Origin of the sequence: Paraburkholderia sp. EG286A, from assembly GCF_040965375.1 — a bacterium.
GTDB lineage: Bacteria > Pseudomonadota > Gammaproteobacteria > Burkholderiales > Burkholderiaceae > Paraburkholderia.
On the sequence record NZ_JBFRCB010000001.1, the window covers coordinates 613339 to 636877 of the forward strand.

Annotated in this window: 20 protein-coding genes and 1 pseudogene; 10 read left to right on the forward strand and 11 right to left on the reverse strand. The window is 66.1% G+C overall.

What is annotated here, in order from left to right:
* The first annotated feature begins 52 nt into the window (after positions 1 to 52).
* Positions 53 to 1615, forward strand: coding sequence for an intermembrane transport protein PqiB (locus tag AB4Y35_RS02765; protein ID WP_368703238.1), 1563 nt, complete (start codon positions 53 to 55; stop codon positions 1613 to 1615).
* A 13-nt stretch (positions 1616 to 1628) separates the two neighbouring features.
* On the opposite strand, the gene ppk2 is transcribed toward AB4Y35_RS02765, so the two are convergent.
* Together ppk2 and AB4Y35_RS02775 are read right to left on the reverse strand one after the other, a co-directional pair.
* Positions 1629 to 2720, reverse strand: coding sequence for a polyphosphate kinase 2 (gene ppk2 / locus AB4Y35_RS02770; RefSeq protein WP_368703239.1), 1092 nt, complete (start codon positions 2718 to 2720; stop codon positions 1629 to 1631).
* 200 nt (positions 2721 to 2920) lie between these two features.
* Complete coding sequence (locus AB4Y35_RS02775) at positions 2921 to 3139, reverse strand: YdcH family protein (protein WP_028202952.1); 219 nt, start codon at positions 3137 to 3139, stop codon at positions 2921 to 2923.
* 234 nt (positions 3140 to 3373) lie between these two features.
* Here AB4Y35_RS02775 and AB4Y35_RS02780 point away from each other — a divergent pair, with 234 nt between their 5' ends.
* Together AB4Y35_RS02780 and AB4Y35_RS02785 are read left to right on the forward strand one after the other, a co-directional pair.
* Positions 3374 to 5053, forward strand: coding sequence for a CHAD domain-containing protein (locus AB4Y35_RS02780; protein ID WP_368703240.1), 1680 nt, complete (start codon positions 3374 to 3376; stop codon positions 5051 to 5053).
* A gap of 162 nt (positions 5054 to 5215) precedes the next feature.
* Positions 5216 to 6142, forward strand: coding sequence for a TOBE domain-containing protein (locus AB4Y35_RS02785; protein ID WP_368703241.1), 927 nt, complete (start codon positions 5216 to 5218; stop codon positions 6140 to 6142).
* Between the two features lie 40 nt (positions 6143 to 6182).
* Here AB4Y35_RS02785 and AB4Y35_RS02790 read toward each other — a convergent pair whose 3' ends face one another.
* A complete protein-coding gene (locus tag AB4Y35_RS02790; RefSeq protein WP_342918577.1) occupies positions 6183 to 6884 on the reverse strand; it encodes a phosphatase PAP2 family protein in 702 nt (233 codons plus the stop codon).
* A 288-nt stretch (positions 6885 to 7172) separates the two neighbouring features.
* Between AB4Y35_RS02790 and AB4Y35_RS02795 the strand changes: the two genes are divergently transcribed.
* Together AB4Y35_RS02795 and AB4Y35_RS02800 are read left to right on the forward strand one after the other, a co-directional pair.
* On the forward strand, positions 7173 to 8354 hold the full coding sequence (locus AB4Y35_RS02795; RefSeq protein ID WP_368703242.1) for a PHB depolymerase family esterase: 1182 nt from the start codon (positions 7173 to 7175) through the stop codon (positions 8352 to 8354).
* A 101-nt stretch (positions 8355 to 8455) separates the two neighbouring features.
* Complete coding sequence (locus AB4Y35_RS02800) at positions 8456 to 8635, forward strand: DUF3563 family protein (protein ID WP_042269847.1); 180 nt, start codon at positions 8456 to 8458, stop codon at positions 8633 to 8635.
* 94 nt (positions 8636 to 8729) lie between these two features.
* Here AB4Y35_RS02800 and AB4Y35_RS02805 read toward each other — a convergent pair whose 3' ends face one another.
* From AB4Y35_RS02805 to AB4Y35_RS02815, 3 genes and pseudogenes are all read right to left on the reverse strand, one after another.
* Positions 8730 to 9533 carry a BPSS1780 family membrane protein gene (locus AB4Y35_RS02805; RefSeq protein ID WP_368703243.1) on the reverse strand — a complete coding sequence of 268 codons (804 nt, stop codon included), beginning with the start codon at positions 9531 to 9533 and terminating at the stop codon, positions 8730 to 8732.
* Positions 9524 to 10531, reverse strand: a complete 1008-nt coding sequence (locus AB4Y35_RS02810) for a homoserine kinase (RefSeq protein WP_368703244.1) — start codon at positions 10529 to 10531, stop codon at positions 9524 to 9526. The genes AB4Y35_RS02805 and AB4Y35_RS02810 overlap by 10 nt, the downstream gene beginning before the upstream one ends.
* Before the next feature lie 176 nt (positions 10532 to 10707).
* Positions 10708 to 11112: pseudogene (locus tag AB4Y35_RS02815) on the reverse strand (hypothetical protein); the annotation flags it as partial.
* A gap of 214 nt (positions 11113 to 11326) precedes the next feature.
* Between AB4Y35_RS02815 and AB4Y35_RS02820 the strand changes: the two are divergent.
* Positions 11327 to 12853, forward strand: coding sequence for an AMP nucleosidase (locus AB4Y35_RS02820; protein WP_368703245.1), 1527 nt, complete (start codon positions 11327 to 11329; stop codon positions 12851 to 12853).
* Between the two features lie 102 nt (positions 12854 to 12955).
* Here the strand turns inward: AB4Y35_RS02820 and AB4Y35_RS02825 are convergent, their stop codons facing one another.
* Both AB4Y35_RS02825 and AB4Y35_RS02830 read right to left on the reverse strand, forming a co-directional pair.
* Positions 12956 to 13483, reverse strand: coding sequence for a chromate transporter (locus AB4Y35_RS02825; protein WP_069261343.1), 528 nt, complete (start codon positions 13481 to 13483; stop codon positions 12956 to 12958).
* Positions 13480 to 14085 (reverse strand): chromate transporter, encoded by a 606-nt coding sequence (locus AB4Y35_RS02830; protein ID WP_368703246.1) that lies wholly within the window; start codon positions 14083 to 14085, stop codon positions 13480 to 13482. Before AB4Y35_RS02830 ends, AB4Y35_RS02825 begins: the two co-directional genes overlap by 4 nt.
* 100 nt (positions 14086 to 14185) lie before the next feature.
* On the opposite strand from AB4Y35_RS02830, the gene AB4Y35_RS02835 reads away from it, so the two are divergent.
* Complete coding sequence (locus AB4Y35_RS02835) at positions 14186 to 15112, forward strand: transcriptional regulator GcvA (RefSeq protein ID WP_368703247.1); 927 nt, start codon at positions 14186 to 14188, stop codon at positions 15110 to 15112.
* An 89-nt stretch (positions 15113 to 15201) separates the two neighbouring features.
* Here AB4Y35_RS02835 and AB4Y35_RS02840 read toward each other — a convergent pair whose 3' ends face one another.
* Entirely contained in the window at positions 15202 to 15969 is a 768-nt protein-coding gene (locus AB4Y35_RS02840) for a TIGR00730 family Rossman fold protein (RefSeq protein WP_133180503.1), read from the reverse strand.
* Position 15970: 1 nt separating this feature from the next.
* On the opposite strand from AB4Y35_RS02840, the gene polA reads away from it, so the two are divergent.
* From polA to AB4Y35_RS02855, 3 genes are all read left to right on the forward strand, one after another.
* Positions 15971 to 18778 carry a DNA polymerase I gene (polA, locus tag AB4Y35_RS02845; RefSeq protein WP_368703832.1) on the forward strand — a complete coding sequence of 936 codons (2808 nt, stop codon included), beginning with the start codon at positions 15971 to 15973 and terminating at the stop codon, positions 18776 to 18778.
* 247 nt (positions 18779 to 19025) lie between these two features.
* The gene (locus AB4Y35_RS02850; RefSeq protein WP_368689324.1) at positions 19026 to 20402 is read left to right on the forward strand and encodes an NAD(P)/FAD-dependent oxidoreductase; all 1377 of its coding nucleotides are present in this window, start codon (positions 19026 to 19028) and stop codon (positions 20400 to 20402) included.
* A gap of 95 nt (positions 20403 to 20497) precedes the next feature.
* Complete coding sequence (locus AB4Y35_RS02855; RefSeq protein WP_368703248.1) at positions 20498 to 21370, forward strand: dienelactone hydrolase family protein; 873 nt, start codon at positions 20498 to 20500, stop codon at positions 21368 to 21370.
* Between the two features lie 27 nt (positions 21371 to 21397).
* Here AB4Y35_RS02855 and AB4Y35_RS02860 read toward each other — a convergent pair whose 3' ends face one another.
* Positions 21398 to 22267: a sulfurtransferase gene (locus AB4Y35_RS02860; RefSeq protein WP_368703249.1), complete on the reverse strand. Its 870-nt coding sequence runs from the start codon at positions 22265 to 22267 to the stop codon at positions 21398 to 21400.
* Between the two features lie 139 nt (positions 22268 to 22406).
* Positions 22407 to 23513, reverse strand: coding sequence for an aromatic ring-hydroxylating dioxygenase subunit alpha (locus AB4Y35_RS02865; RefSeq protein ID WP_368703250.1), 1107 nt, complete (start codon positions 23511 to 23513; stop codon positions 22407 to 22409).
* Positions 23514 to 23539 lie beyond the last annotated feature (26 nt).

The window sequence follows — 23539 nt, forward strand, 5'->3', positions numbered from 1 at the left end:
CCTTTGCATCCCGCTTTGCAAGGCGCGTATGGCATGTCGTCGTGGGGAAGTTGTGAGTGACCGGCGGTGGTGGCACGCCGCAGTCTGGGCCGCGTGGGTTCTGGCGAACCTGGCTGGCGGCCTGCTGCTTGCTCAAGCGCTGTCGCAACGCAGCACGCGCGTCACCGTGAGCTTCGTGTCCGGCGCCGGGCTCGTCGCCGGGAAAACGCCAGTGCGATATCGCGGCGTGGTCGTTGGCCGGCTCGAGCATCTGCGTTTGTCCGCGGATGGACAGCGCGTCGATGCCGAACTGAGGCTCGATGCCGCCGGACCGCACATCGCCACGTACGGCACGAAATTCTGGGTCGTGCGTCCGCGCATCGACGTGAAGAACATATCCGGGCTCCTGACCGCCGTATCGGGAACGTGGATCGACGTCGATATCGACGCCCATTCGCTCAGGGCGTGCTACACGTTCACCGGTTTCGACACGCCGCCGGCCATCACCAGCGACCAGGAGGGCGCGCGTTTCGTGATTCGCGCCCCAACGCTCGGCTCGCTGAATGCCGGCTCGCCCGTTTATTTTCGCGGTGTGCAGGTCGGGGAGGTGCTCGGCTATTCGCTGGTGCCCAGCGGCGACAACGTCCGTATCGGCGTTTTCGTCAGGAGACCGTTCGATCGTCTGGTCACGTCCGATACGCGCTGGTGGCAATCGAGCGGCGTCGAACTCAAGCTCGATTCCAGCGGCATGCGGCTGGAGACGCCGCCGGCCGCGGCGCTGCTCGCGGGCGGCCTGGCATTCGATACGCCGCGTGGGAGCGTGCGCGCCGTGTCCGTCACGAGCGTGGAGGATTTCCGCCTCGCGGAAAGCCGCACGGACGCGATGCGCGCCAACGAAGGTCCGCCTGCCGTGGTGCGCATGCGTTTCGCGCAGTCGGTGCGAGGGCTGTCCGTTGGCGCGCCAGTCGAATTCCGCGGGGTCGGGTTGGGCACGGTCACGGCAATCGCGATCGACCTCCAACCCGAAAGCGGACGTTTCGACATGCTGGTCACGCTGAGCCTGTATCCCTCGCGGCTCGGCCGCAACTACCGCGACGCGCTCGGCGACGGCGCGGGAATGGCGGGTAAGAGCCTGCTGCACCAGCTCGTCGCTCAGGGACTGCGCGGACAGTTACGCACGGGAAGTCTTTTGACGGGGCAGAAGTACGTCGCACTCGACATCTTCCCGCACGCACCCGCGGCGCGCGTGGACACGGAGCGCTCGCCGGTCGAACTGCCGACGGTGCCCAACTCGCTCGAGGAACTCCAGGATCAGGTGTCGAATATCGTGCGCCGGCTCGACCGTATGCCGCTTCAGGAGATCGGGCGCAACCTGGACGCCTCGTTGCAGCAGTCGAATGTCCTGTTTGCACGGCTAAATACGGAGCTCGTGCCGGCTGCGCGTTCGACGCTCGAATCGGCGCAACAGGCGTTTCGTTCCGCGCAAGCGATGCTCGACGAGAGTTCGCCGTTGCAGCGCGATACGCGTCAGGCGCTGGCCGGGTTGCGGCGCACGCTGGCCAGCCTGAACGCCCTGGCCGATTATCTCGAACGCCACCCCGAGGCATTGATCTGGGGGAAGCGCGCAGACCCGTGAATCGGCAAGCCGACTACAGCGCCCGACTCACCAGCAACGGATCGACTACCCCAATCGCCTCCCCATCCCGGCTCGCATAAGGCAGCTTGTGCAGCACGAATCGCATGGCATTGAGCCGCGCGCGCTTCTTGCAATCGGAGCGGACGACTGTCCACGGCGCATCGGCGGTGTCCGTCTGCGAGAACATCGCCTCTTTCGCTTGCGTATACGCCTCCCATTTGTCGAGCGAAGCGAGATCGACGGGACTCAGCTTCCATTGCTTGAGCGGATGCACCTTGCGCTCCTTGAAGCGCCGCCGCTGCTCGCCACGGCTGACCGAAAACCAGAACTTGATCAGGTGGATGCCGCTGCGAATCAACTGCCGTTCGAACTCCGGCACCTGCTGCATGAAATCGGCATATTCCTCAGGCGAGCAGAAGCCCATGACATGCTCGACGCCTGCGCGGTTGTACCAGGACCGATCGAACAGCACGATCTCCCCCGCCGAAGGCAGATGCTGCACGTAGCGCTGGAAATACCACTGGCCGCGCTCGACTTCGGTGGGCTTTTCGAGCGCGACGACGCGCGCGCCGCGCGGGTTCATATGCTCCATGAAGCGCTTGATCGTGCCGCCCTTGCCGGCCGCGTCGCGGCCCTCGAACAGGATCACCACGCGCTGACCGGTTTCGCGCACCCACGCCTGGAGCTTGAGCAGTTCGACCTGCAGCCGATACTTCTGCCGCTCGTAGGCGCGGCGCGACATCAGATTGCGATACGGATAACCGCCTTCGCGCCAGCCAGAGGCGAGTTCCTCGTCGGGGTGGCGCGTGCGCGAGGGGCGCCAGTCGGCAGGGTTGCCTTCGAGGATCAGGCTGCGCAACCGGGCGGCTTCGTCGGGCGACATGCCTTGCATCAATGCCGCGATCGACTCGAGCAGCATGGCGGGCGGATTGTGCCCGGCGCGAGTGCGCGCGACGAGATCGTGGACAGCGCCCGCGATGGCCTCGCTCGCGGATTCGACGGCACTGTCGACCGTGCGCAACTCGGCGCTGTGGGGCGTGACGAGCGGTAGTCGCGCGGCGGGGCCGGCGGTGTCGGAAGCAGGGCACGGAATGGATTTGGGCATGGTGTCGGCGGATGCGGGGAGGGGAGCGCGTGCGGAGTGACTCGCATTCAAGGCGGATGCCCCGAAGTGCGAGCGTCAATGGCGCGCAGGAAGTCGTCGCGGCTTGACTGGCAGGGCGGCGCCGGGGCAAAAGCCGGCGCGCCGACGGCCAGCGCCAGCCCGTCAATCCAGCTGACAGCCAGCGCCGGACGCCGGCTGGTTCAGGCGTTTGCCGCCTTTTTGAGGATGAGGTAGAGCGAGTCCTTGAGTTGAAGCTTTTCCTTTTTCAGCTGCTCGACTTCCATGCCGTGCGAAGCCACGACGCCCGCTTCCATGTTCTTGATCTGCTGGTCGAGTTCGTTGTGACGATGAAAAATCCGGGCGAAATGGTCGTCCTGGATCTTGAGGCGCGAAATTAAATCTCTGTACTCAGGGAACACTCAACACTCCTTATAGACAGGCAAAATGAGAGAAATCGGCACGTAATTATTTTTCCATCGTCCAGTCGTGGCAGTCTTGACCATCATCAGACTCTGGTTGCCGGAAGGGTCAGGGACGTTACCTGGGGCATCGAGGCGCGCGCGCGTGTACCATCGATCGCGTCGTCGCAGTTCCTGGCTCTCCATCCGCTTGCACTGTTCCAAGCCGTCGCCCGACAGAACCCTGGAGCGTTCATGGATCGCGTTCTGGAAATCGTGCTGGATGTCGTGATCCCGGCAGCGCCGGATAGAAAAAGCGCAAAAAAAGTCGCCGCCGCCACGGGAGCGGCGTCCAGGGCGCACGCCAGCCCGAAACCATCGGAGCGGGCCGCCAGCCTGTGCGCGGCTTTGCCGACGCTCGTGGCGCTGCACGATGCGCACGAGCGCGTGACGACGGTCGCCTTCGACCGCGGCGGCGTCCTTGGGGGACTCGGCTGGCGCGTGGCGGTCGAATCGCGCGGCGACACGCAGCGCGTCGTCGTGTCGAGCCGGCGCGTTCACACGCCGGGGGTCACCGTGGTCGCACCGATCTTCGAGGCGGCGCTCGATGCGAACGGCATCGCGCATGCGCTCTTCGACGCCGCGCCCGAGCCGTTTCGCGAGGCGCTGGGCAGCGCGGACGATCTCGCTGCGTCGGCCACGCTCGTGGCGACGCGCAGCCGCTGGCAGTGGCCGCGTGACGGCATTGAGGTGCTGCTCACATTCGACGAAGATTTGCATGAGCCGTCGGCAGCGCAGCAAGAACCGCCGGCTCAGGACACTCACGGCGTGGATGTTGCGCACCCGCCCGACTCGCACGAATTGCACGAGTTGCACGAGTTGCACGAGTTGCGCGTGAGCGCGCCCTGGCCCGAAGGCGAGGACGAGCGGCCCATCGTCGATGTGCTGTTTGCCTGTGCTGGCGACCTGATCGGGGCGCTGCCCGCATTCGTGCGGCTGACCGACGCGCTCGAGCGCGCCAGCGCCGGCAGCGTGACCGGCGACGCCGAAGCCATCAAGGCCGAAGCCGTGGATCTGGCCGGCGCGGCCACCGCCGAGGCCGCGCTCGTGGCGATCGGGCGCAACATCAGCGCGCAGTGGTTCGGCAACGACGCGGGCGTGCGCGACAGCACGAACGGCGAGTTCATCCATCAGATGCGCGTGTCGCAGCGTCGGCTGCGCACCGCCATGCGCATCTTCTCGCGCTGGTGCGACGAGACCTGGGAAACGCGCATCGAGCCGGAGCTCAAATGGCTCGGCGGCCTGCTCGGCGATGCGCGCGACCGCGATGTCTTCGTCGAATCGACGCTGCCGGCGCTCGCCACCGCCGACGTCGAGCCGGGCCGCTGGGACGCGATTCGCGACGCGGCAAACGCGCAACGGCTCGCCGCGCGCGCGCGGCTGCGCGAGGCGCTGGCTTCGCAGCGCTACGCGCTCGCGGCGCTGGCGTGGCTCCAGTGGCTCGACCTCCTCGCGCGGCGCGCGCACGACGCCGGCAGCGCCGGGTTTTCGCTGCACCGCCACGCGAAGAAGCGCGTGCGGCGCTACTACGAGCAGCTCGCGAGCACGCAAAAGCTCACGGCCATCGACGAGGCGAGCCGTCATCGGGCGCGCATCAATGCGAAGTATTTGCGCTACACGATCGAATTCTTCGCGACGCTCACGTCGCGCCGCACGCGCATGGAGGTGGCGCGCTCGCTCGCGCGGCTGCAGAGCGTGCTCGGCGACGGCAACGACGCCGCGGTGGCCCTGCGCTACCTCGAGCGCATGGATGCCGAGCCGTATCAGCTCGGCTTCGCGCGCGGCTGGTGCGAGGCCGTCAAGCGCTATACCGCGAAGGAGGGCGAACGCCTGTTGCGCGAACTGGGCGAGCCGAAGGTGGCGCGCGGCGCCTGAGGCGCGTCTCTATAATCGTCGGCGCGGATTGGCGGATTGGCGGATTGGCGGATTGGCGGATTGGCGGATTGGCGGTTTGGCGAGCCGCGCCGAACCATCGCTCGTTTCGTCTTGTTTCGTCTTGTTTCGTCTTGTTTCGACTTGTTTTGGCTTGTTTTGCGCATGATGAATCCCACTGACCCGAACTCCCCACCTACCGGAGCCGGCCAAGCCGACACCGGTTCCACTGACACATCGACACCCGCGGAAGCGCCGGAACTGGGTCTGGGCGGCTCGGTCTGGTTTCAGTCCGGCCAGCAGATGCTGGGTGGCGCGGCGCGCATTGCACTGCTGGAAGCCATCCATGCAACCGGTTCGATCACGGGCGCCGCGAAAGCGGTCGGCATGAGCTACAAGGGCGCCTGGGACGCCGTCGACGTCATGAACAATCTCGCGGGCGAGGCGCTCGTGGTGCGCGCGACGGGCGGCAAGGGCGGCGGCGGGACGACGCTCACGCCGCGGGCGCTGCGGCTCGTCGAGACGTTTCGCGCCATCGAGCACGAGCACCAGCGCTTCATCGAGCGTGCGGCGCTCTCGCTCGGGGCCGTTTCGAGCGAAGGCGGCGATGCGCACGCTGGCGGGTTCGCGCGCGACCTCGCCGTGCTCGGCCGTTTCGCCATGCGCACGAGCGCGCGCAATCAGCTCTTCGGCACCGTCTCGGGGATCGTGCGGGGCGCGGTGAACGACGAGGTGTCGATCGCGCTGCCCGGCGGCGAAGCCATTGTGGCCACGATCACGCACGAGAGCGCCGAAGCGCTCGGGCTTGCCAGGGGCGCGCCTGTGGTGGCGCTCGTGAAGGCGACTTCGGTCGTGCTGGTCGCGAGCGCGGCGGACGCGGAGCGGCTTTCGGCGCGCAACCGGCTCAGCGGGACGATCGAGGTCGTGCGGCGCGGCGCCGTGAACGCCGAAGTGACGCTCGCCCTGCCGGGCGGCGCCGTGATCGCCGCGATCGTGACCGAAGCGAGCGTGGACGCGCTGGGATTCGCCGCAGGACAAGCGGCGACGGCCGTGTTCAAGGCTTCGAGCGTGCTGCTAGGGGTGGCCGGTTGAGCGGCGAACGACACCGGCGGCCGCCAGTCAGGCGGGTGGTTCAGGCGTGGCGCTGGGCGGGGGGCGTGAGGCCGTTGCGGGTTTGCGAGACGGGCGCGACCGGCGCGCGGTTGGGGCGGTTGGCCTTCCATTTGGCGCGCACGTAGGGCCGGTCGTGACCTGAAACCGTGAGCGCGATGTTCGTGACCCAGCGATGCGTGGGCACGTGCACGTTGTGCAATGCGACAGTCAGCGCCGCGAGGCTCAGCGCGACGACCGCCGCCGATATGCGCTGGGCCTGCGCCTGCCACCAGTAGCGCGCGAACACGAGTGCGGTGAGCGCCCCGACCACGCAACCGGTGACGGCCTCAGAAGGCGAATGAGCGTCGAGCACCACGCGCGAGAGCGCGACCGCGAGCCCCACCGCTAGCCCGATGGTCACGCCGGCGGCGCGCACGAAGGACGGCGCGCCTTGCAGCATCAGGAAAAACGCAACGGGATAGACGGCCGTGGACAACATGGCGTGGCCGCTGATCCCCGTGAAATCCAGTTCTCTTACCCCCACACCCCAGCCGAGAAACGCGATCTTGGTAAGCGTCACCAGGCCGATCGCCAGGCCGAGCACCAGCACCCAGCTCGCCGCCATGCGCCACGAATAGCCAACTATCAGCCACAGCGCGATCGCCAACGCGAGCGGCAGGGTGAGCCCTGCGCCGCCGAGGTTGGTAATCGAGTACCAAAGGTGAATGGGCAAATCTGGCATGAGTCCGCGCTGCCGGCTGTCAGAAGAAGGATCCTGGGGTTGCAGGTGCTTAACCGCTACTTCATAGCGACTTAACGCGCGAGCCGCCTGGCTGGCCGACACGCGCGTGAGACATGCATCCAGTATAGCTGCCCCGCATAGACGAAGGCGTGCCTCGACGAACGCACGCCCGGACAGAATCCAGCCTGTCCGATCTGCAGCGTCATCCAAATGGTGTTATTGTGCGTTGCACAACGACGGATCGCGGCAAAACGCCACGATGTGTCAGACCCTTTTACGAGGCCATAGATGACGAAAAATCTGACGAAGCTATGGGCTGGTGGCATGCGACGTCTGCTCGCCATCCAGACCCGGGCGGCCCGCGACGCCCTGAAAGGCGCGGGGATCGATACACCCAGGCCGCAGGCAATCTGGCGCGCCGCTCAGGCCGCAGCCGAGCAGGCGGCCAAACACGTCACGCCGACGCAGGCGCGCAGCGGCGCGCCGGTACGCGAGTCGCGCGTGGGTCCGCGCGCGGCCGCGTGGGCTGCGGGCGAATGGCGCCGCGCGGAGCACCTTGTACCGGCGAACGACCAGCATGCCGGGCGCTCGCTGCCTTACGGGCTCTATTTGCCGCCGGGGCGCACGACGGCGGGCATGCCGCTCGTCGTGATGCTGCACGGCTGCAAGCAGTCGATGGATTCCTTCGCCGAAGGCACCCGCATGAATCTGCTCGCCGACCGCCATGGCTTCGCGGTGGTGTATCCCGAGCAGTCGGAACGCGCGCACCCGCACCAGTGCTGGCATTGGTACGACGCGCGCGACGCGGCGGGCGGCGGCGAAGCGGCGTCCGTCGTTTCGCTGGTCGATGCGCTCGTCGAAGAGCACGGCTTCGACCGCTCGCGCGTCTATCTGGCGGGGTTGTCGGCGGGAGCGGGGCTCGCGATGCTGCTCGCGGTGCGCTCGCCCAGCCGCTTCGCCGCCATCGCGCTGCATTCCGGCCCCGCTTTCGGCGAAGCACGCTCCGGCGTGACGGCGCTCGATGTGATGCGGCGCGGCGTGCACCACGAGCCGGTGGCGCTCGTCGATACCCAACTGGGCGCGCGCATCCATCCGGGCATGCCGGCGATCGTCGTGCAGGGCGAGGCGGACGGCGTCGTCGCGCCCGTCAACGCGGAACAGCTCGCGCTGCAACTGCTGCGCCTGAACGGTCTTGCGGATACGCGTGGCGTGCGTCAGGGCGTCGTGTCGCGCGAGACCTTCAAGGACGGTTATCGCGAGCAGGATTACGAACTCGACGGTGCGAGCGTCGTGCGGCTGTGCCGCGTGGCGGACCTCGACCACGCCTGGAGCGGCGGCGACGACACCGTGCCGTTCCATTCCTCGACGGGACCGGACGCGAGCACGCTGATCTGGGACTTTTTCGAGGCCCAGCGCCGCGAGGCCTTCGACGAGGCCTACGACGCCGAATTGACACAGGACGTTGGTTAAAAGCGACTACGGGTAACTTAGGGGTTTACCCTTAGCAGGGTTTACCCTATAATGGCTTCATTCGATTCGCGGGCACGTGCCCGTCAAAGAAGGGCCAAATCATGTACCTGCTCAGCCGTCTTTTCCTGTTCCTCTCCGAAACCGCCGAAGCTCGCCGCCAGCAGCGCGAGGAAGCGTATCTCGCGCAGTCCGTCGACATCTACGATCTCGAGTTCCGCATGCGCAAGATGGATCGCGAGAAGGCCACGCGCCACCCGTCGTGGATGAACCACTACGGCTAAGCAGGAATGCTGCGCCCCGCTAACGGGGCAAAATGAAAACGGCGCCAAAAGGCGCCGTTTTTGCATGGTGCGCGTGAAGGACGTGCCGCGCCGTTCAGCGGCCCGAGTCCGGCATTTCGGCGGCCTGCTTTTCCTGCACGCCGAAGCAGCCGCGATAGGTCGCGTAGAACGAGCAATAGAGCATCGTCGTCACGATGATGAGCGCGGGCATCAGGATCGCCACCGTGAAGTCGCCGGCACCGAGCGCGCGCAGCAGCGTCGACAGGCCGATCGATACGACCGTCGAGACCGCAAACCACAGCGCCCCGTACACCATGAACGCGCCCTTGTTGCGCCAGCAGCTCACAATGCTGAAGAACATGGCCTTCACGGGCGGCACGTCGTGCCACGCCGTGAGCACGGGCGCAAACCAGAACAGCATCGACACCGGCACGTAGCAGAGCAGCGAAGCCAGCACCGCGAGCGGCACGTCGCTGTTGGCGAGCGCTTCCGCGTCGAGGTCGCCGCCGATCGTCATCAGCCGCAATAGCGCGCCGCCGTCCACGAACGCAGACGCGGCCAGCACCAGCAACATCGCCACCACGTAAATCGCCCCGAGCGCCAGCAGGTGCTTCGCCACGTTGCTGCCGTACGAACGAAAGCCGTCGATCAGAATGGTCGGGAACACCGGTTTGCCCGCGATCGTGTCGCGGCACGCCGCCATGAAGCCGACGGCCACGCCGGGCACGAACAGGAGCGGCAATACGCCGCCGATCACGGGAATGGCGGAAATCAGCGTCATCGCCAGCAAATAGGCGAAAAACAGCGTGAGAAACGCGAGCGGATTGCGGCGGAACAGCCAGATACCCTGGCGGAACCAGACGTAGCCCGTCTTCGCGGGGACTTCAATTAGTTGCATGGGCGATGGGGCAAGGCGTGATGGGAGCCCGCCTCGCTGCCGGCGAGGCGCTCGCGCAGGATGCGCTCGAAGTGGCCGGGATCGTGCGGCTTGAGCAGCTCGGCCGAGCGAGGCAGGTGGAAATCATACAGGCGCGAGACCCAGAAGCGGTACGCGCCTGCGCGCAGCATGTCCATCCAGTGGCGCGTTTCCTCGGGCGTGAACGGGCGCACGGTCTGGTAGGCGCGCAGGAGCGCGTCGGCGCGCGCGGTGTCGAGCTTGCCGGTGGCGAGGTCGACGCACCAGTCGTTGACGGTCACGGCCACGTCGAAGAGCCACTTGTCGCAGCCGGCGAAATAGAAGTCGAAAAAGCCGCCCAGCCGAACTTCGTGGCCCGGCGCGGGGTGCGAGTGCGCGAACATCGCGTTGTCGCGGAACAGGTCGCAGTGGCACGGACCGCCCGGCAGCGCCGCATAGTCGGCCGAGCCGAAGAATGCGCGCTGGTGGTCGAGTTCGGTCGTGAGGAGCGTGCGCTGGGCGTCGTCCAGAAACGGCAGCACCGTCGGCACCGTTTCTTCCCACCACGAAAGGCTGCGCAGATTCGGCTGGTCGCCGCGGAAGTCGCGGCCCGCCAGGTGCAGGCGCGCGAGCATCTGGCCCACTTCCGCGCAGTGCTCCACGCCGGGCGCGAGTTCGGGCTTGCCTTCGAGCTTCGAGACGATGGCCGCGGGCTTGCCCTGCAGCAGGCCGAAGAGCGCGCCGTCCTTGCGCGGCATGGGGTCGGGTACCGGTACGCGATGCGAGGCGAGGTGCCGCATCAGGTCGAGGTAGAACGGCAGTTGTTCGGCGGTCAGCTTTTCGAAGATCGTCAGGACGTATTCGCCGCGCGTCGTCGTCAGGAAGAAGTTGCTGTTCTCAATGCCGGACTGGATGCCGCGAAATTCGACGACATCGCCGAGATCGTAGTCGCGCAGCCATTGGGCAAGCTCTTGGTCGGTGACAGCGGTGAAGACGGCCATGCAAGAAGGTCGGTTGATTGGTAATGGCGGGTCGGCGAACGCTGCGAGGTGCTGCCCGAGGGGCTTGCAGGCGTGTCCGGCTCAGGCGCGATGGCCGCGGCCCGGCTCATGGGGCGGCGCACATGGCGTTGGCGCGGGCATGCCCCCAAATGGCAATCCCCCCCCCGGATTGGGCAGTAATGCAGGTTGATCGACGGCAGGCGCGTGCTGGCCTGGCCGTTGTTGCGCACTTGCGGCGAGGTGTCGGGGTTCGCGCTCATCGTGTAGCGCGTGCCGAAGTTCGAATGCACGTTGATCTCGACGGGCTTGCCCTTGTCGCGGAACTCGGTGATTTCGGTGCCGTTCGGGCTCACTTCGTGATAGCTGGGCACGCGCGGCACGTCGTTGATGTTGACCTTCGAGGTGACGCGTGCGGCCGGCTTGTTGTTGATCGCAGCCAGATCGGGCAGGCCCGCGCGTTCGTTCTCCGATTGCGCGGATTGTGCCTCGACGGCGGTCTTTGCGTCGTCGGCCGGCGCGGCCATGGCGACCCCGCTGAAAGCGAGCGTCACCGCGACGGCGGCAAGAAGGTGCGACTTCATGGTCTTTCTCCGATGGGATGCCCCAATTCTAGCAAATCCGGGCGCTTTGCCCCATGTCGCGCAAGCGCCGCGGCCCGCGCCCGGCGGGCGGTGCGCGGCGCTCGCGGCCCGTGCGTGGCGGGTGCTCCAAAAGCCCCGGGCGCGGCGAGGTCGGTCGCCAGAAAGTCGCACCTTCCGTGGTAATGTGGACCCATCAAACGGAGAGGCAACGAAGATGAACAACGACAGCTACCTGCGGCCCCTCATGACGCCGGCGCACGACTTCCCGGACGAATTCTTCGAAGACGCCGCCGACGCCGTGGCGCGCCTCTCGAGCATCTACGAAGCGAATACGTCGTTCCTGCGCGACGCGTTTGCGCGCTATCGCCGCGGCGAGGCGTTCGAGCGCCGCGTGCGCGCGTGCTATCCGTTCGTGCGCATTCGCACCAACGTCAACACGCATATCGACTCGCGCCGCTCGTATGGCTTCGTGGCGGGCCCCGGCGTGTTCGAGACGACCGTCACGCGGCCCGATCTTTTCGGCAATTACTATCGCGAGCAGTTGCGTCTGCTGGCGAAGAACCATCATGTGGGCATCGAAGTGGGCGTGTCGGATCAGCCGATTCCCGTGCACTTCGCGTTCGCCGAAGGCATCCACCTCGAAGGCGATCTCGACCGCGAGCGCCTCTTCGCCATGCGCGACGTGTTCGATACGCCCGATCTCGCGCAGCTCGACGACCGCATCGTAAACGGCACCTACGAGCCGGAGCCGGGCGAGCCGCATCCGCTTGCGCTCTTCACCGCCCCGCGCGTGGACTTTTCGCTGCACCGGCTCAAGCACTACACGGCGACGTCGCCCACGCACGTGCAGAACTACGTGCTCTATACGAACTATCAGTTCTATATCGACGAGTTCGTGAAGCTCGGCCGCGCGATGATGGCGCACACCGACGACGCCGACCTGCGCAACTATCGCAGCGAATACACCTCGTTCGTCGAACCCGGCGACGTGGTGACCTACAACGCGAACCTGGGCGAACAGGACGACGAAGGCAAGGCGCCCGCGCGCCTGCCGCAAATGCCGGCCTATCACCTCAAGCGTGCGGACGGCAGCGGCATCTCGATGGTCAACATCGGCGTGGGGCCGTCGAACGCGAAGACGATCACCGACCACATTGCCGTGCTGCGTCCGCATGCGTGGATCATGCTCGGCCACTGCGCGGGCTTGCGCAACACGCAGCGTCTGGGCGACTACGTGCTCGCGCACGGCTATGTGCGCGAGGATCACGTGCTCGATGCCGATCTGCCGCTGTGGGTGCCGATTCCGGCACTCGCCGAAGTGCAGCTCGCGCTCGAGCGTGCGGTCGCGGAGGTCACGAAGCTCGACGGCGTGGAACTCAAGCGCGTGATGCGCACGGGGACGGTGGCGAGCGTCGACAACCGCAACTGGGAGCTGCGCGATCATCGCGAGCCGGTGCAGCGCCTCTCACAGAGCCGCGCGATCGCGCTCGACATGGAAAGCGCGACCATCGCCGCGAACGGATTCCGCTTTCGCGTGCCGTACGGCACCTTGCTGTGCGTGTCCGACAAGCCGCTGCACGGCGAACTCAAGCTGCCGGGCATGGCCGATTCGTTCTATCGCGCGCAGGTCGATCAGCATCTGCAGATCGGCGTGAAGGCGATGGAGATTCTGCGCACGAACGGCCTGCACAAACTGCATAGCCGGAAATTGCGCAGCTTTGCGGAGGTGGCGTTTCAGTAGACGCTTTATGGCTGGCTGGCGCATGGTGAGCGCCGGCCAGTCTGTCGAATTGCGCTGTTGCCTTGCATCAATTCGGATGCCGAATCATTTGCCGGCGGTCGCTTACTGCCCGAACCCCGTCAACCCGATCAAACTCCCCGCGCCAAGCAGCCAAAGCGGGTGAATCTTCGTGCGAAACGCGAGCACGGCGCACACGCCGGTAATCGCCCAGGCGATCCACGAAGGATCGGAGGCCCTCGCGATCAGCACGGCGCTCGCGGCCACGAGGCCCGCCGTCACCGGCACGAGGCCCTTTTGCGCGATGCGCCGCCACGGGCGGTCCTTGAAGCGATCCCACGCATGCAGCGCGGCGATCGTGACGAGCGACGACGGCCCGAACTTCGCAATCGACGTGACCAGCATGCCTGCCCAGCCGGCCACGTGCCAGCCCACCAGCGTCACGACCATCATGTTCGGGCCCGGGGCGGCCTGGGCGAGCGCGAATAGCGCGCTGAACTCGCTCGCCGGCATCCAGTGGTGGACCTCGACGACCTGGCGCTGCATCTCAGGCAGGATCGTGTTGCCGCCGCCGAAAGCGAGCAGCGAGAGCTGGCCGAAGATCGCGGCGAGCGCAACGAGTGTGGCGCTCATCGCGAGCCTCCTTCCTTGCGCGCCGCGCGGGCCGCGAGCGCGATGCCGATCGGCGTGAGCACGAGCATGGTGGGCAAGAGCGGCGTGCGCAGCACGGCGATGGCCACGAAGCCGAGCGCGGCGACGACGGCCGCGGCGGGATCGCGCCGCAGCGGCAGCACGATTTTCAGCGCCATCGAGACGAGCAGCCCGGCGGCTGCCGCGGCGAGCCCGACGAACAGATGCCGCACATGCGGGTCGTCTTGCGTGCGCTCGTAGAGCACGCCGAGCCCGATCACGACGAGCGACGGACCCGCGATCAGGCCGAGGATGCCGGCGAGCGCGCCGCGCCATCCATGGAAACGCATGCCGAGCGCGACCGAGAGATTGATGACGTTGCCGCCCGGCAAAAACTGGCAGAGGCCGAGCAGGTCGGTGAACTCGCTGGCGGTGAGCCAGCGGCGCTGCTCGACGATGGTGCGGCGCGCCAACGGCAGTGCGCCGCCGAACGACGTGAAGCCGAGACCGAGAAAGCCGAGGAACAGATCGCGTACCGTCGGCGTATGCAGGCCGCCGTCCGTGCCATGTCCGGCTGCGGCGGGCGATGAGATGGGTTGTTTCATGAATGGAAGGGACCTCTGAGGCAAGTTCGGAGATTAAGCCCATTCGCGCGCGCGGCAAAACGATTTCTATGGCGCGCTCTTGTGATCTACACTCACAAGCATGGCACGCTCCCTTCCTCCCTTTCCCGCGCTGCGCGCGTTCGAAGCCGCCGCGCGGCACAACAGCTTCTCTGCCGCGGCGGGCGATCTCAATGTGACTCACGGTGCCATCAGCCGGCAGGTGGCCGCGCTCGAGGCGTGGGTCGGCGTGCAGGTGTTTCACCGGCACGGCAAGCGGGTCGCACTGACCGAGGACGGGCGGCGCTACCTCGCCGCCGTGCAGTCGGCGTTCGACGACATCGCGCGCGCAACCAGCCAGTTGCGCGACACGGGCGTGGTGCACGTATTGCGCGTGAGCGCGCTGCCTACCTTCGCGATGAAATGGCTGCTGCCGAGGCTCTCGCAGTTTCAGCGGCTCGCGCCGAACGTCGAGTTGCGCCTGTCCACCTCGAACGCCCCGGTCGAGACGCTCGAAGGCTTCGACGTGGCCGTGCGGCGCGGTCCGGCCCACTGGCGCGACTGCGAGGCCGGTCATTTTCTCGACGAGATGGAACTGCCGGTGTGCAGTCCGGCGCTGCTCAAACGCGCGCCGATTCATCAGGCGAGCGATCTTGCGCGCCACGTGCTGCTGCATTCGGACACGCGGCCCGATGCGTGGCGCACCTGGCTCGCGGCCGCAGGCGTGAAAGCCAAATGCCGCAAGAAGCAGTCGTTCGACCACTTCTATCTGGCCTTGCAGGCCGCCGTGGATGGTCTGGGTGTCGCGCTCGGCCCGCTGCCGCTGCTCGACGACGAGCTCGCGTCAGGGCGGCTCGTCACCCCGCTCGCGGGGCCGCATCTCGACGCGCGCGGCTACTGGTGGGTGGCGCGCCGCGAGGTGGCGCAAGCGCCGCTCGTCATGCAGTTTTGCCGCTGGCTGGAGGAGCAGGCGAGCGCGCGGGCGCCGCTCGGTGCATCCGGCGTGCCCGCAAGCGCGGAGCAAGCGTGAGGGGAGTGACGCGCTGAGGCGCGAGCGGTGCGCAGGCCTGCGAAAACGTCAACCGCAGGCCAGCCGCACGCCGCGCCACACGCGATGCATCAGAGGTAGAACATCCGGTCTTCGTCGGAGTCGCGGTCGCGGCGCGCCGGGTGTTCCTTGCCGGTATCTTCGGCGGTGTCCGCATCTTCGTAGAACTTGAGAACGGCTTCGAGCACCTGATCCGGGTCGTCGATCACCTGCATCAAATCCATGTCTTCGGGATTGATGAGGCCCATGGGCACGAGCGCCGAGCGGAACCAGTCGAGCAGGCCCTTCCAGAATGCGGCGCCCACCAGAATGATGGGCACATGACGCGACTTTTTCGTCTGGATGAGCGTGAGCACTTCGGCCAGTTCGTCGAGCGTGCCGAAGCCGCCGGGCATGACGATCACGGCGTCCGAGTTCTTCACGAAGGTGACCTTGCGCGTGAAGAAATGGCGGAAGCGCAGCGAGATGTCCTGCCACTGGTTGCCCGACTGCTCGTGCGGCAACTCGATGTTCAGGCCCACGGAAGGCGACTTGCCCGCATGCGCGCCCTGGTTCGCGGCTTCCATGATGCCGGGGCCGCCGCCGGAGATCACGGCGAAGCCCGCATCGGACACCTTGCGCGCGATGGTGGTGGCGAGCTGGTAGTACTCCGACTCCGGTTTCAGGCGGGCGGAACCGTAGATGCTGACCGCTGGCCGGATCTCGGACAGGTACTCGGTCGCCTCGATAAACTCTGCCATAATCGTGAACATCTGCCACGATGCGCGCGCCTTCTTGGCCGTCGCGCGCTCTTGATCTGCGAGTGAACGCAGACTCGGAATCACTTTTCTCTTGTCCATAATGCCTGAAGAACTACGCGTGGATACAAAGCTAAAGCTACAAAACGGGCTGGAAGGTAAGACCCTGTTGCTGGTCGACGGTTCTAGCTATCTCTATCGGGCCTTCCATGCGATGCCGGATCTGCGCGGTCCTGACGGCGAACCCACGGGCGCGCTATACGGCATCATCAACATGCTGCGTCGCATGCGCAAGGACGTTACGGCAGAGTATAGCGCGTGCGTGTTCGATGCAAAGGGCAAGACGTTCCGCGACGACTGGTACCCCGAGTACAAGGCCAACCGGCCTTCCATGCCCGAGCCGCTCGCTGCACAAATCGAGCCCATTCACACGGCCGTGCGCGCGCTCGGCTGGCCGCTGCTGATGATCGAAGGCGTGGAGGCCGACGACGTGATCGGCACGCTCGCGCATCAGGCCGAGAAGCTCGGCATGAAGGTCATCGTTTCCACGGGCGACAAGGACCTGGCGCAGCTCGTGACGGACCACGTCACGCTCATCAACACGATGACGAATGAAACGCTCGATCGCGAAGGCGTGATCGCGAAGTTCGGCGTGCCGCCGGAGCGCATCATCGATTATCTCTCGCTCATCGGCGACACCGTCGACAACGTGCCGGGCGTGAACAAGTGCGGCCCGAAAACGGCGGTCAAGTGGCTCGCGCAATACGACTCGCTCGACGGCGTGATCGCGCATGCGGATGAAATCAAGGGCGCTGTGGGCGGTTATCTGCGCGACGCGCTCGACTTCCTGCCGATGGCGAGAAAGCTCGTCACGGTGGAAACGGCTTGCGATCTCGCGCCACATCTCGAGTCGATCGAAGCGTCGCTTGCCACGCGAGCCGAAGCGCGCGAAGAACTGCGCGATATCTTCGCGCGCCACGGCTTCAAGACCTGGCTGCGCGAAGTCACCGAAGCGAGTCAGCAGAGCGAGACGGTGCCCGCCGCAACCAAAGGCGATGCGCCCGAAAAAGACGCGATCGTGCAGCCCGCGTTGTTCGTCGATGCGCCGCGCCATTACGAAACGATCCAGACGTGGCCGCAGTTCGACACGTGGCTCAAGCGGATCGAAGCCGCCGAACTCACCGCGTTCGATACCGAGACCACGGCGCTCGATCCGATGGTCGCGAAGCTCGTCGGCATGTCGTTCTCGACGGAACCGGGTGTGGCCGCCTATTTGCCGCTCGCGCACCGCGGCCCGGACGCACCCGATCAACTGCCGCAGGACGAAGTGCTCGCGCGCCTGAAGCCCTGGCTCGAAAGCGGGAAGCACAAGAAAGTCGGCCAGCACATGAAGTACGACGAGCAGGTGCTCGCGAACTACGGCATCGAGCTGAATGGCGTGGAGCATGACACGCTGCTCGAATCGTATGTGCTCGAATCGCATCGCAGCCACGACATGGACAGCCTCGCGCTGCGCCATCTGGGCATCAAGACGATCAAGTACGAAGAGGTGGCGGGCAAGGGCGCGCAGCAGATCGGCTTCGACGAAGTCGCGCTCGACAAGGCCGCCGAATACGCTGCCGAAGACGCCGACGTCACGCTGCAACTGCATCGCGCGCTCTATGCGCAGATCGCGCCCGAGAAGGGCCTCGATTACGTGTATCGCCACATCGAGCTGCCCACGTCGCGCGTGCTGCGCAAGATGGAGCGCAACGGCGTGCTGATCGACAGCGAAAGGCTCGAAAAGCAGAGCGCGGAAATTGCGGTGCGGCTCATCGCGCTCGAAGAGGAAGCGTATGCGCTCGCGGGCGGCGAATTCAATCTGGGCTCGCCCAAGCAGATCGGCCAGATTTTCTTCGAGAAGCTGCAACTGCCGGTCGTGAAGAAAACGCCGAGCGGCGCGCCTTCCACCGACGAAGAAGTGCTGCAGAAGCTCGCCGAGGATTACCCGCTGCCCAAGATCCTGCTCGAGCATCGCGGGCTTGCCAAGCTCAAGTCCACGTACACCGACAAGCTGCCGCGCATGGTGAATGCGCAAACGGGCCGCGTGCACACGAACTACGCGCAGGCGGTGGCGGTCACGGGCCGCCTTGCGTCGAACGATCCGAATCTGCAGAACATCCCCGTGCGCACGGGCGAAGGCCGGCGCATTCGCGAGGCGTTCATCGCGCCGCCGGGGCACAAGATCGTTTCCGCCGACTATTCGCAGATCGAACTGCGCATCATGGCGCATATCTCGGGTGACGAGTCGCTGCTCGCGGCGTTCGCGCGCGGCGACGACATTCACCGCGCCACGGCTTCCGAGGTGTTCGGCGTCACGCCGCTCGAAGTGAGCGCGGACCAGCGGCGCATCGCCAAGGTCATCAATTTCGGCCTGATTTACGGCATGAGCGCGTTCGGGCTCGCATCGAATCTCGGCATTACGCGCGACGCGGCGAAGCTTTATATCGACCGTTATTTCGCGCGCTATCCGGGCGTCGCGCGCTACATGGACGAAACGCGCATGGACGCGAAGTCGCGCGGCTATGTGGAGACCGTCTTCGGCCGCCGTCTGTGGCTGCCCGAGATCAACGGCGGCAACGGTCCGCGCCGCCAGGCCGCCGAGCGCGCCGCCATCAACGCGCCCATGCAGGGCACGGCCGCCGACCTCATCAAGCTTTCCATGGTCGCGGTGCAGAAATGGCTCGACGAACGCAAGATCAGCACGAAGATGATCATGCAGGTGCACGACGAACTCGTGCTCGAAGTGCCGGGCGGCGAACTCGCCGAAGTGCGCAAGCGCTTGCCAGAACTGATGTGCTCGGTGGCGCAGCTCAAGGTGCCGCTCGTCGCCGAAGTGGGCGTGGGCGAGAACTGGGAAGAGGCGCATTGAAGACGCGTCGAAGCGCTTAGCAAAGCTCTACTAAGTACATACTGAATGCGCTGTACCGCAGCAAAGCCGTAACTGCGCGCGCGCGATAAGGCAAGCCTCGCGTGCGTGATGTCGCGAATGCGCGCCGCAAGGGTTGCCGCCGCGCGCTCCGTCAGCCGACAATGATTTGATTGAAGGCCGGTGCCTCGCACGTCATGTTGTCGATGCATCGGCCTTTCTATCGCCTTTCGACATGCACGGAGAGTCTATGCATCGCTTTATCGTTGTGGGAGGAGGCGCAGGCGGGCTGGAACTGGCAACACGGCTCGGCGATCGTTACGGCGAAGCGCGCGCGAAGCGGGGCAAGCCGCAGGCGGCATCGATCACGCTGGTCGACCGCAATCCAACGCATATCTGGAAACCGCTCCTGCACGAAGTCGCGGCGGGCAGCATGGATCCGTTCACGCATCAGCTCGAATATCCGGCGCAGGCGCGCTGGCACGGCTTCGAGTTCCAGCAGGGCGAGCTGACCGGCCTCGACCGCGCGGCGAAGCGCATCACGCTCGGGCGCGTGCTCGACGAAGACGGCGCGGAAATGCTGCCCGAGCGCGTGCTCGAATACGACACGCTCGTGCTCGCGATCGGCAGCACGACGCACTTTTTCGGCGTGCCGGGCGCGGCCGAGAATTCCATCGCGCTCGACACCGTCGAGCAGGCCGAGCGCTTTCGCAAGCGTTTGATCGCGGCGTGCATGCGCGCCGAACATCAGGCGCCCGAAAGAGTCGCGGTGGAGGTGACGGCGGACGACCTCGCGCCGGCCATGAACGCCGGCGCCGAGCCGCGCGTGCAGGTGGCGATCATCGGCGCAGGCGCGACGGGCGTCGAGCTTTCCGCCGAACTGCGCAACACCGCACAGGTGCTGTCGGCCTATGGATTGCACAAGCTCGATCCGCGCCACGACGTAGGCATCGTGCTGATCGAGGCGGGCCCGCGCATCCTGCCCGCGCTGCCCGAGCGCGTGTCGTCGGCCACGGGCGAGCTGCTGCAGAAGCTCGGCGTGAAGCTGCTCACGAGCGAACGTGTGATCGAAGTGGCGCCTGGCGTCGTGCGCACCGCGAGCGGCAAGAACCTGCGCGCGGACCTCACGGTCTGGGCCGCGGGCATCACCGCGCCGGCCGTGCTGTCGCGGCTCGACGGCCTCACCGTCAACAAGCTCGGCCAACTGATCGTGCGCCGTACGCTGCAAACGGAACTCGATGACAACATCTTCGCGCTCGGCGACTGCGCGGCCTGCGAATGGCCGGGCCACGAGCGCGGTGTGCCGCCGCGCGCGCAAGCCGCGCACCAGCAGGCCACTTTCCTGTTCAAGTCGCTGGGCAATCTGCTCGCCGGCAAGCCGCTCGAGGAGTTCACCTATCGCGACTTCGGCTCACTGGTGTCGCTCGGCCACTTCAGCGCGGTCGGCAATCTGATGGGCGGGCTGATCGGCGGGAATATGTTGATCGAAGGATTGTTTGCCCGTTTCATGTACATGTCGCTGTACCGGCTGCACATCGCGGCGCTGCACGGCTACGCGCGCATGGTGCTCGATACCTTCGCGCACTGGCTGCGCCGCACGACGTTGCCGCGCGTGAAGCTGCACTAGGCGGCAGCACTGAGCGTCTGCATCGAGCGGTGCTTGTGTCCGGGGCGCGGCGCCATTCCGCCTGTTTCCGCTGTTTGATCTTCAAGGAGCGCTGCATGCTGAAACCCGAAGTCGATAGCCTCGTCCCGCACGTGCCGTTCGATCGGCGCACCTTCATCAAGGCGGCGCTCGGCAGCGGATTCGCCGCTGCCGTGCTGCCCGTCTCCGCGCAAACCATCCACACCGACAGCGAAGGTCTCGAAGCCGGCGAGATCGGCTTCCAGTCGAGCGGCACGCTCATCCCGGCGTATCGCGCGCAGCCGCGCGGCAAGACGCACTTGCCGGTGATCATCGTGATTCACGAGATCTTCGGCGTGCACGAGCATATCGCCGATGTGTGCCGCCGCTTTGCGAAGCTCGGCTATCTGGCCATCGCGCCGGACTTCTTCGTGCGCCAGGGCGATGCCTCGGTGTACCCGACGGTGCAGCAAATCAGCGAGAACATCGCGAGCAAGGTGCCTGATGCCCAGGTGCTCGGCGACATCGATGCGGCGCTCGTCTGGGCCGGCGAGCACGGTGGCGATCTGAAGCGCGTGGGCGTCAATGGCTTCTGTTGGGGCGGGGTCTACACGTGGCTCTATGCCGAGCACAATCCGCGCATCAAGGCGGCGGTTTCCTGGTATGGCCGCGTGGCGGGCGCGCACACGGAAAATTCGCCGCAAAATCCGCTCGATCTCGCGGGCAATCTGCAGGTGCCGGTACTCGGCATGTATGGCTTGCAGGACAACAGCATTCCGCAGGACACGCTCGAGCAGATGAAGGCCGCCATCGCGCAGGGCCCGCAGGGTGGGCGCGGCTCGCAAATCGTCGTGTACGACGACGCGGGCCACGCGTTCTTCGCGGACTACCGGCCGAGCTATCGCAAGGCCGATGCGGAAGACGGCTGGAAGCGCGCGATTGCCTGGTTCAAGGAGCACGGCGTGGTGTGACGCCGTGCCCGCTTCCGGATTCCCGGCTCAGGGGGTGGGGCCAGTCGCGACCGGCCGCGACGCGTCGGCGCTCCATTCGCTCCACGAACCGGGATAGAGCGCCGCGCCGTGCAGGCCGGCAATCTCCATCGCGAGCGCATTGTGGCAGGCGGTCACGCCCGAGCCGCATTGCAGGACCACGTGTTCGGGCGTGATGCCCGGCAGCACCGCCGTGAAATCCTCGCGCAGCGCATGCGCCGACTTGAAGCGGCCATCCGGCGTGAGATTGTCCTGATAAAACCGATTGCGCGCGCCAGGAATATGGCCGCCCACCGGGTCGATCGTTTCGTTCTCGCCGCGATAGCGGTCGGCGGCGCGCGCGTCGACGACCGTGAGTTCGTGCGTCGCGAGATTGCGGACGATGGCCTGGGCGTCCACTGTCACCTGCAGCGGCGCGCCGGCCTTGAAAGTGCCGCGCGCGGGCGTGGGCACGTCGCGCACGAGCGGGAAGCCCGCCGCCTCCCACGCCTTGAGGCCGCCGTCGAGCACGGCCACCGAGTCGTGGCCGAGCCAGCGCAGCAGCCACCATAGACGCGCGGCGTAGGCGCCGCCTTGCGCGTCGTAGGCCACGACCTGCTGGCCTTCGTTGAGCCCGCGCAGCAACAGCGTGGCGACGAGCGCCGAGCGGTCGGGCAGCGGATGGCGGCCGTTCTTGCCGGTCTTCGGGCCCGAGAGGTCGCGGTCCAGATGCAGGTATTGGGCGCCGGGCAGATGGCCCAGCGCATAGCCGTTCTCACCCGCGGCGGGGTTGGCGAGATCGAAGCGGCAGTCGAAAACCAGCACGCTGCCCGGCGCGGCGGTCAGGCGTTCGTGCAGATTGGCGGCCGAGATCAGCGTGGTGTAGTGCGTGTGGGGCATGACGGCTCCTTGAATCGTGCAAGGCCGCCCTCTCTCGCTATGCGACGGCCCGGTGCCGTCAGTCTAAACAAAAAGACGGGCCTAAGCCCGTCTTTCCGTGATGCGTTCGCGCTGCCCGACGCCGGCGCCAGGCCGCGCGTCAGATCGATCCCAGCTCGCGGCGCAGAAACTCGTGGAAGTGCTGCATGCCGTCTTCCATCGGGCTCTGATACGGGCCGACTTCGGAAACGCCGCGCTCGAACAGCGCCCGGCGGCCGGCGTCCATGCGCTCGGCGATCTCGTCGTCTTCGACGGCGGTTTCCATATAGGCGGCGCGCTCGGCCTCGACGAACTCGCGCTCGAACAGCGTGATTTCCTCGGGGTAATAGAACTCGACGATGTTGGTCGTTTTCTGCGTGCCCTGCGGGATGAGCCACGAGACCACGAGCACGTGCGGATACCACTCGATCATGAGATTCGGGTAGTACACCATCCAGATCGCGCCGAACTCGGGCGGCACGCCGTTGCGAAAGCGCAGGACTTCGTCGTGCCACTTGCGGTACGTCGGGCTGCCCGGCTTGCCGAGGTGCTTGTGCACGCCGACCGTCTGCACGCTATACCACTCGCCGAACTCCCACTGGAGGTCGTCGCACGAGACGAAGTTGCCGAGGCCCGGGTGGAACGGCACGACGTGATAGTCTTCCAGATAGACCTCGATGAAGGTCTTCCAGTTGTAGTTGCACTCGTGCACCTCGACGTGATCGAACAGGTAGTCCGTGAAGTCGAGGTGTTGCGCCGGCCCAAGGCGTGCGAGATCGCGCGCGACGTCGCGGCCCGCGGATTCGAACAGCAGCCCGTTCCACTTCTGGAGCGGCGAGCTGTTCAGGTTCAGACACGGCTTGTCAGCGAAGTGCGGTGCGCCGAGCAGTTCGCCCTTGAGGTCATAGGTCCAGCGATGCAGCGGACATACAATGTTGTCTGCCGTGCCGCGACCGTTTAGCATGATGGCCTGGCGATGCCGGCACACGTTCGAGAGCAGCTCGATTTCGTTGCTCTTGTTGCGAACGAGCACGCGGCCTTCTTTTTCGCCGGGCAACGCAAAATAGTTTCCCGCCTCGGGCACCATGAGTTCGTGCCCGACGTAGCGAGGACCCTTCTGGAAAAGCGTGTCGATTTCGCGCTTGAGTAGCGCTTCGTCAAAATAAGCGGTGACTGGCAGCTGGCTGTGGATAGACTTCAGCTGCAATGCATTGCTCAGATTGGACATTCCCACTCCCGATGAAGACGTGAAAG

Bases quoted from the DNA above. Each gene is read 5' to 3' on its own strand.
- ppk2 (WP_368703239.1), bottom strand. From the start codon at position 2,720: ATGCCCAAATCCATTCCGTGCCCTGCTTCCGACACCGCCGGCCCCGCC.
- AB4Y35_RS02780 (WP_368703240.1), top strand. From the start codon at position 3,374: ATGGATCGCGTTCTGGAAATCGTGCTGGATGTCGTGATCCCGGCAGCG.
- AB4Y35_RS02785 (WP_368703241.1), top strand. From the start codon at position 5,216: ATGATGAATCCCACTGACCCGAACTCCCCACCTACCGGAGCCGGCCAA.
- AB4Y35_RS02790 (WP_342918577.1), bottom strand. From the start codon at position 6,884: ATGCCAGATTTGCCCATTCACCTTTGGTACTCGATTACCAACCTCGGC.
- AB4Y35_RS02795 (WP_368703242.1), top strand. From the start codon at position 7,173: ATGACGAAAAATCTGACGAAGCTATGGGCTGGTGGCATGCGACGTCTG.
- AB4Y35_RS02800 (WP_042269847.1), top strand. From the start codon at position 8,456: ATGTACCTGCTCAGCCGTCTTTTCCTGTTCCTCTCCGAAACCGCCGAA.
- AB4Y35_RS02805 (WP_368703243.1), bottom strand. From the start codon at position 9,533: ATGCAACTAATTGAAGTCCCCGCGAAGACGGGCTACGTCTGGTTCCGC.
- AB4Y35_RS02810 (WP_368703244.1), bottom strand. From the start codon at position 10,531: ATGGCCGTCTTCACCGCTGTCACCGACCAAGAGCTTGCCCAATGGCTG.
- AB4Y35_RS02820 (WP_368703245.1), top strand. From the start codon at position 11,327: ATGAACAACGACAGCTACCTGCGGCCCCTCATGACGCCGGCGCACGAC.
- AB4Y35_RS02825 (WP_069261343.1), bottom strand. From the start codon at position 13,483: ATGAGCGCCACACTCGTTGCGCTCGCCGCGATCTTCGGCCAGCTCTCG.
- AB4Y35_RS02830 (WP_368703246.1), bottom strand. From the start codon at position 14,085: ATGAAACAACCCATCTCATCGCCCGCCGCAGCCGGACATGGCACGGAC.
- AB4Y35_RS02835 (WP_368703247.1), top strand. From the start codon at position 14,186: ATGGCACGCTCCCTTCCTCCCTTTCCCGCGCTGCGCGCGTTCGAAGCC.
- AB4Y35_RS02840 (WP_133180503.1), bottom strand. From the start codon at position 15,969: ATGGACAAGAGAAAAGTGATTCCGAGTCTGCGTTCACTCGCAGATCAA.
- polA (WP_368703832.1), top strand. From the start codon at position 15,971: ATGCCTGAAGAACTACGCGTGGATACAAAGCTAAAGCTACAAAACGGG.
- AB4Y35_RS02850 (WP_368689324.1), top strand. From the start codon at position 19,026: ATGCATCGCTTTATCGTTGTGGGAGGAGGCGCAGGCGGGCTGGAACTG.
- AB4Y35_RS02855 (WP_368703248.1), top strand. From the start codon at position 20,498: ATGCTGAAACCCGAAGTCGATAGCCTCGTCCCGCACGTGCCGTTCGAT.
- AB4Y35_RS02860 (WP_368703249.1), bottom strand. From the start codon at position 22,267: ATGCCCCACACGCACTACACCACGCTGATCTCGGCCGCCAATCTGCAC.
- AB4Y35_RS02865 (WP_368703250.1), bottom strand. From the start codon at position 23,513: ATGTCCAATCTGAGCAATGCATTGCAGCTGAAGTCTATCCACAGCCAG.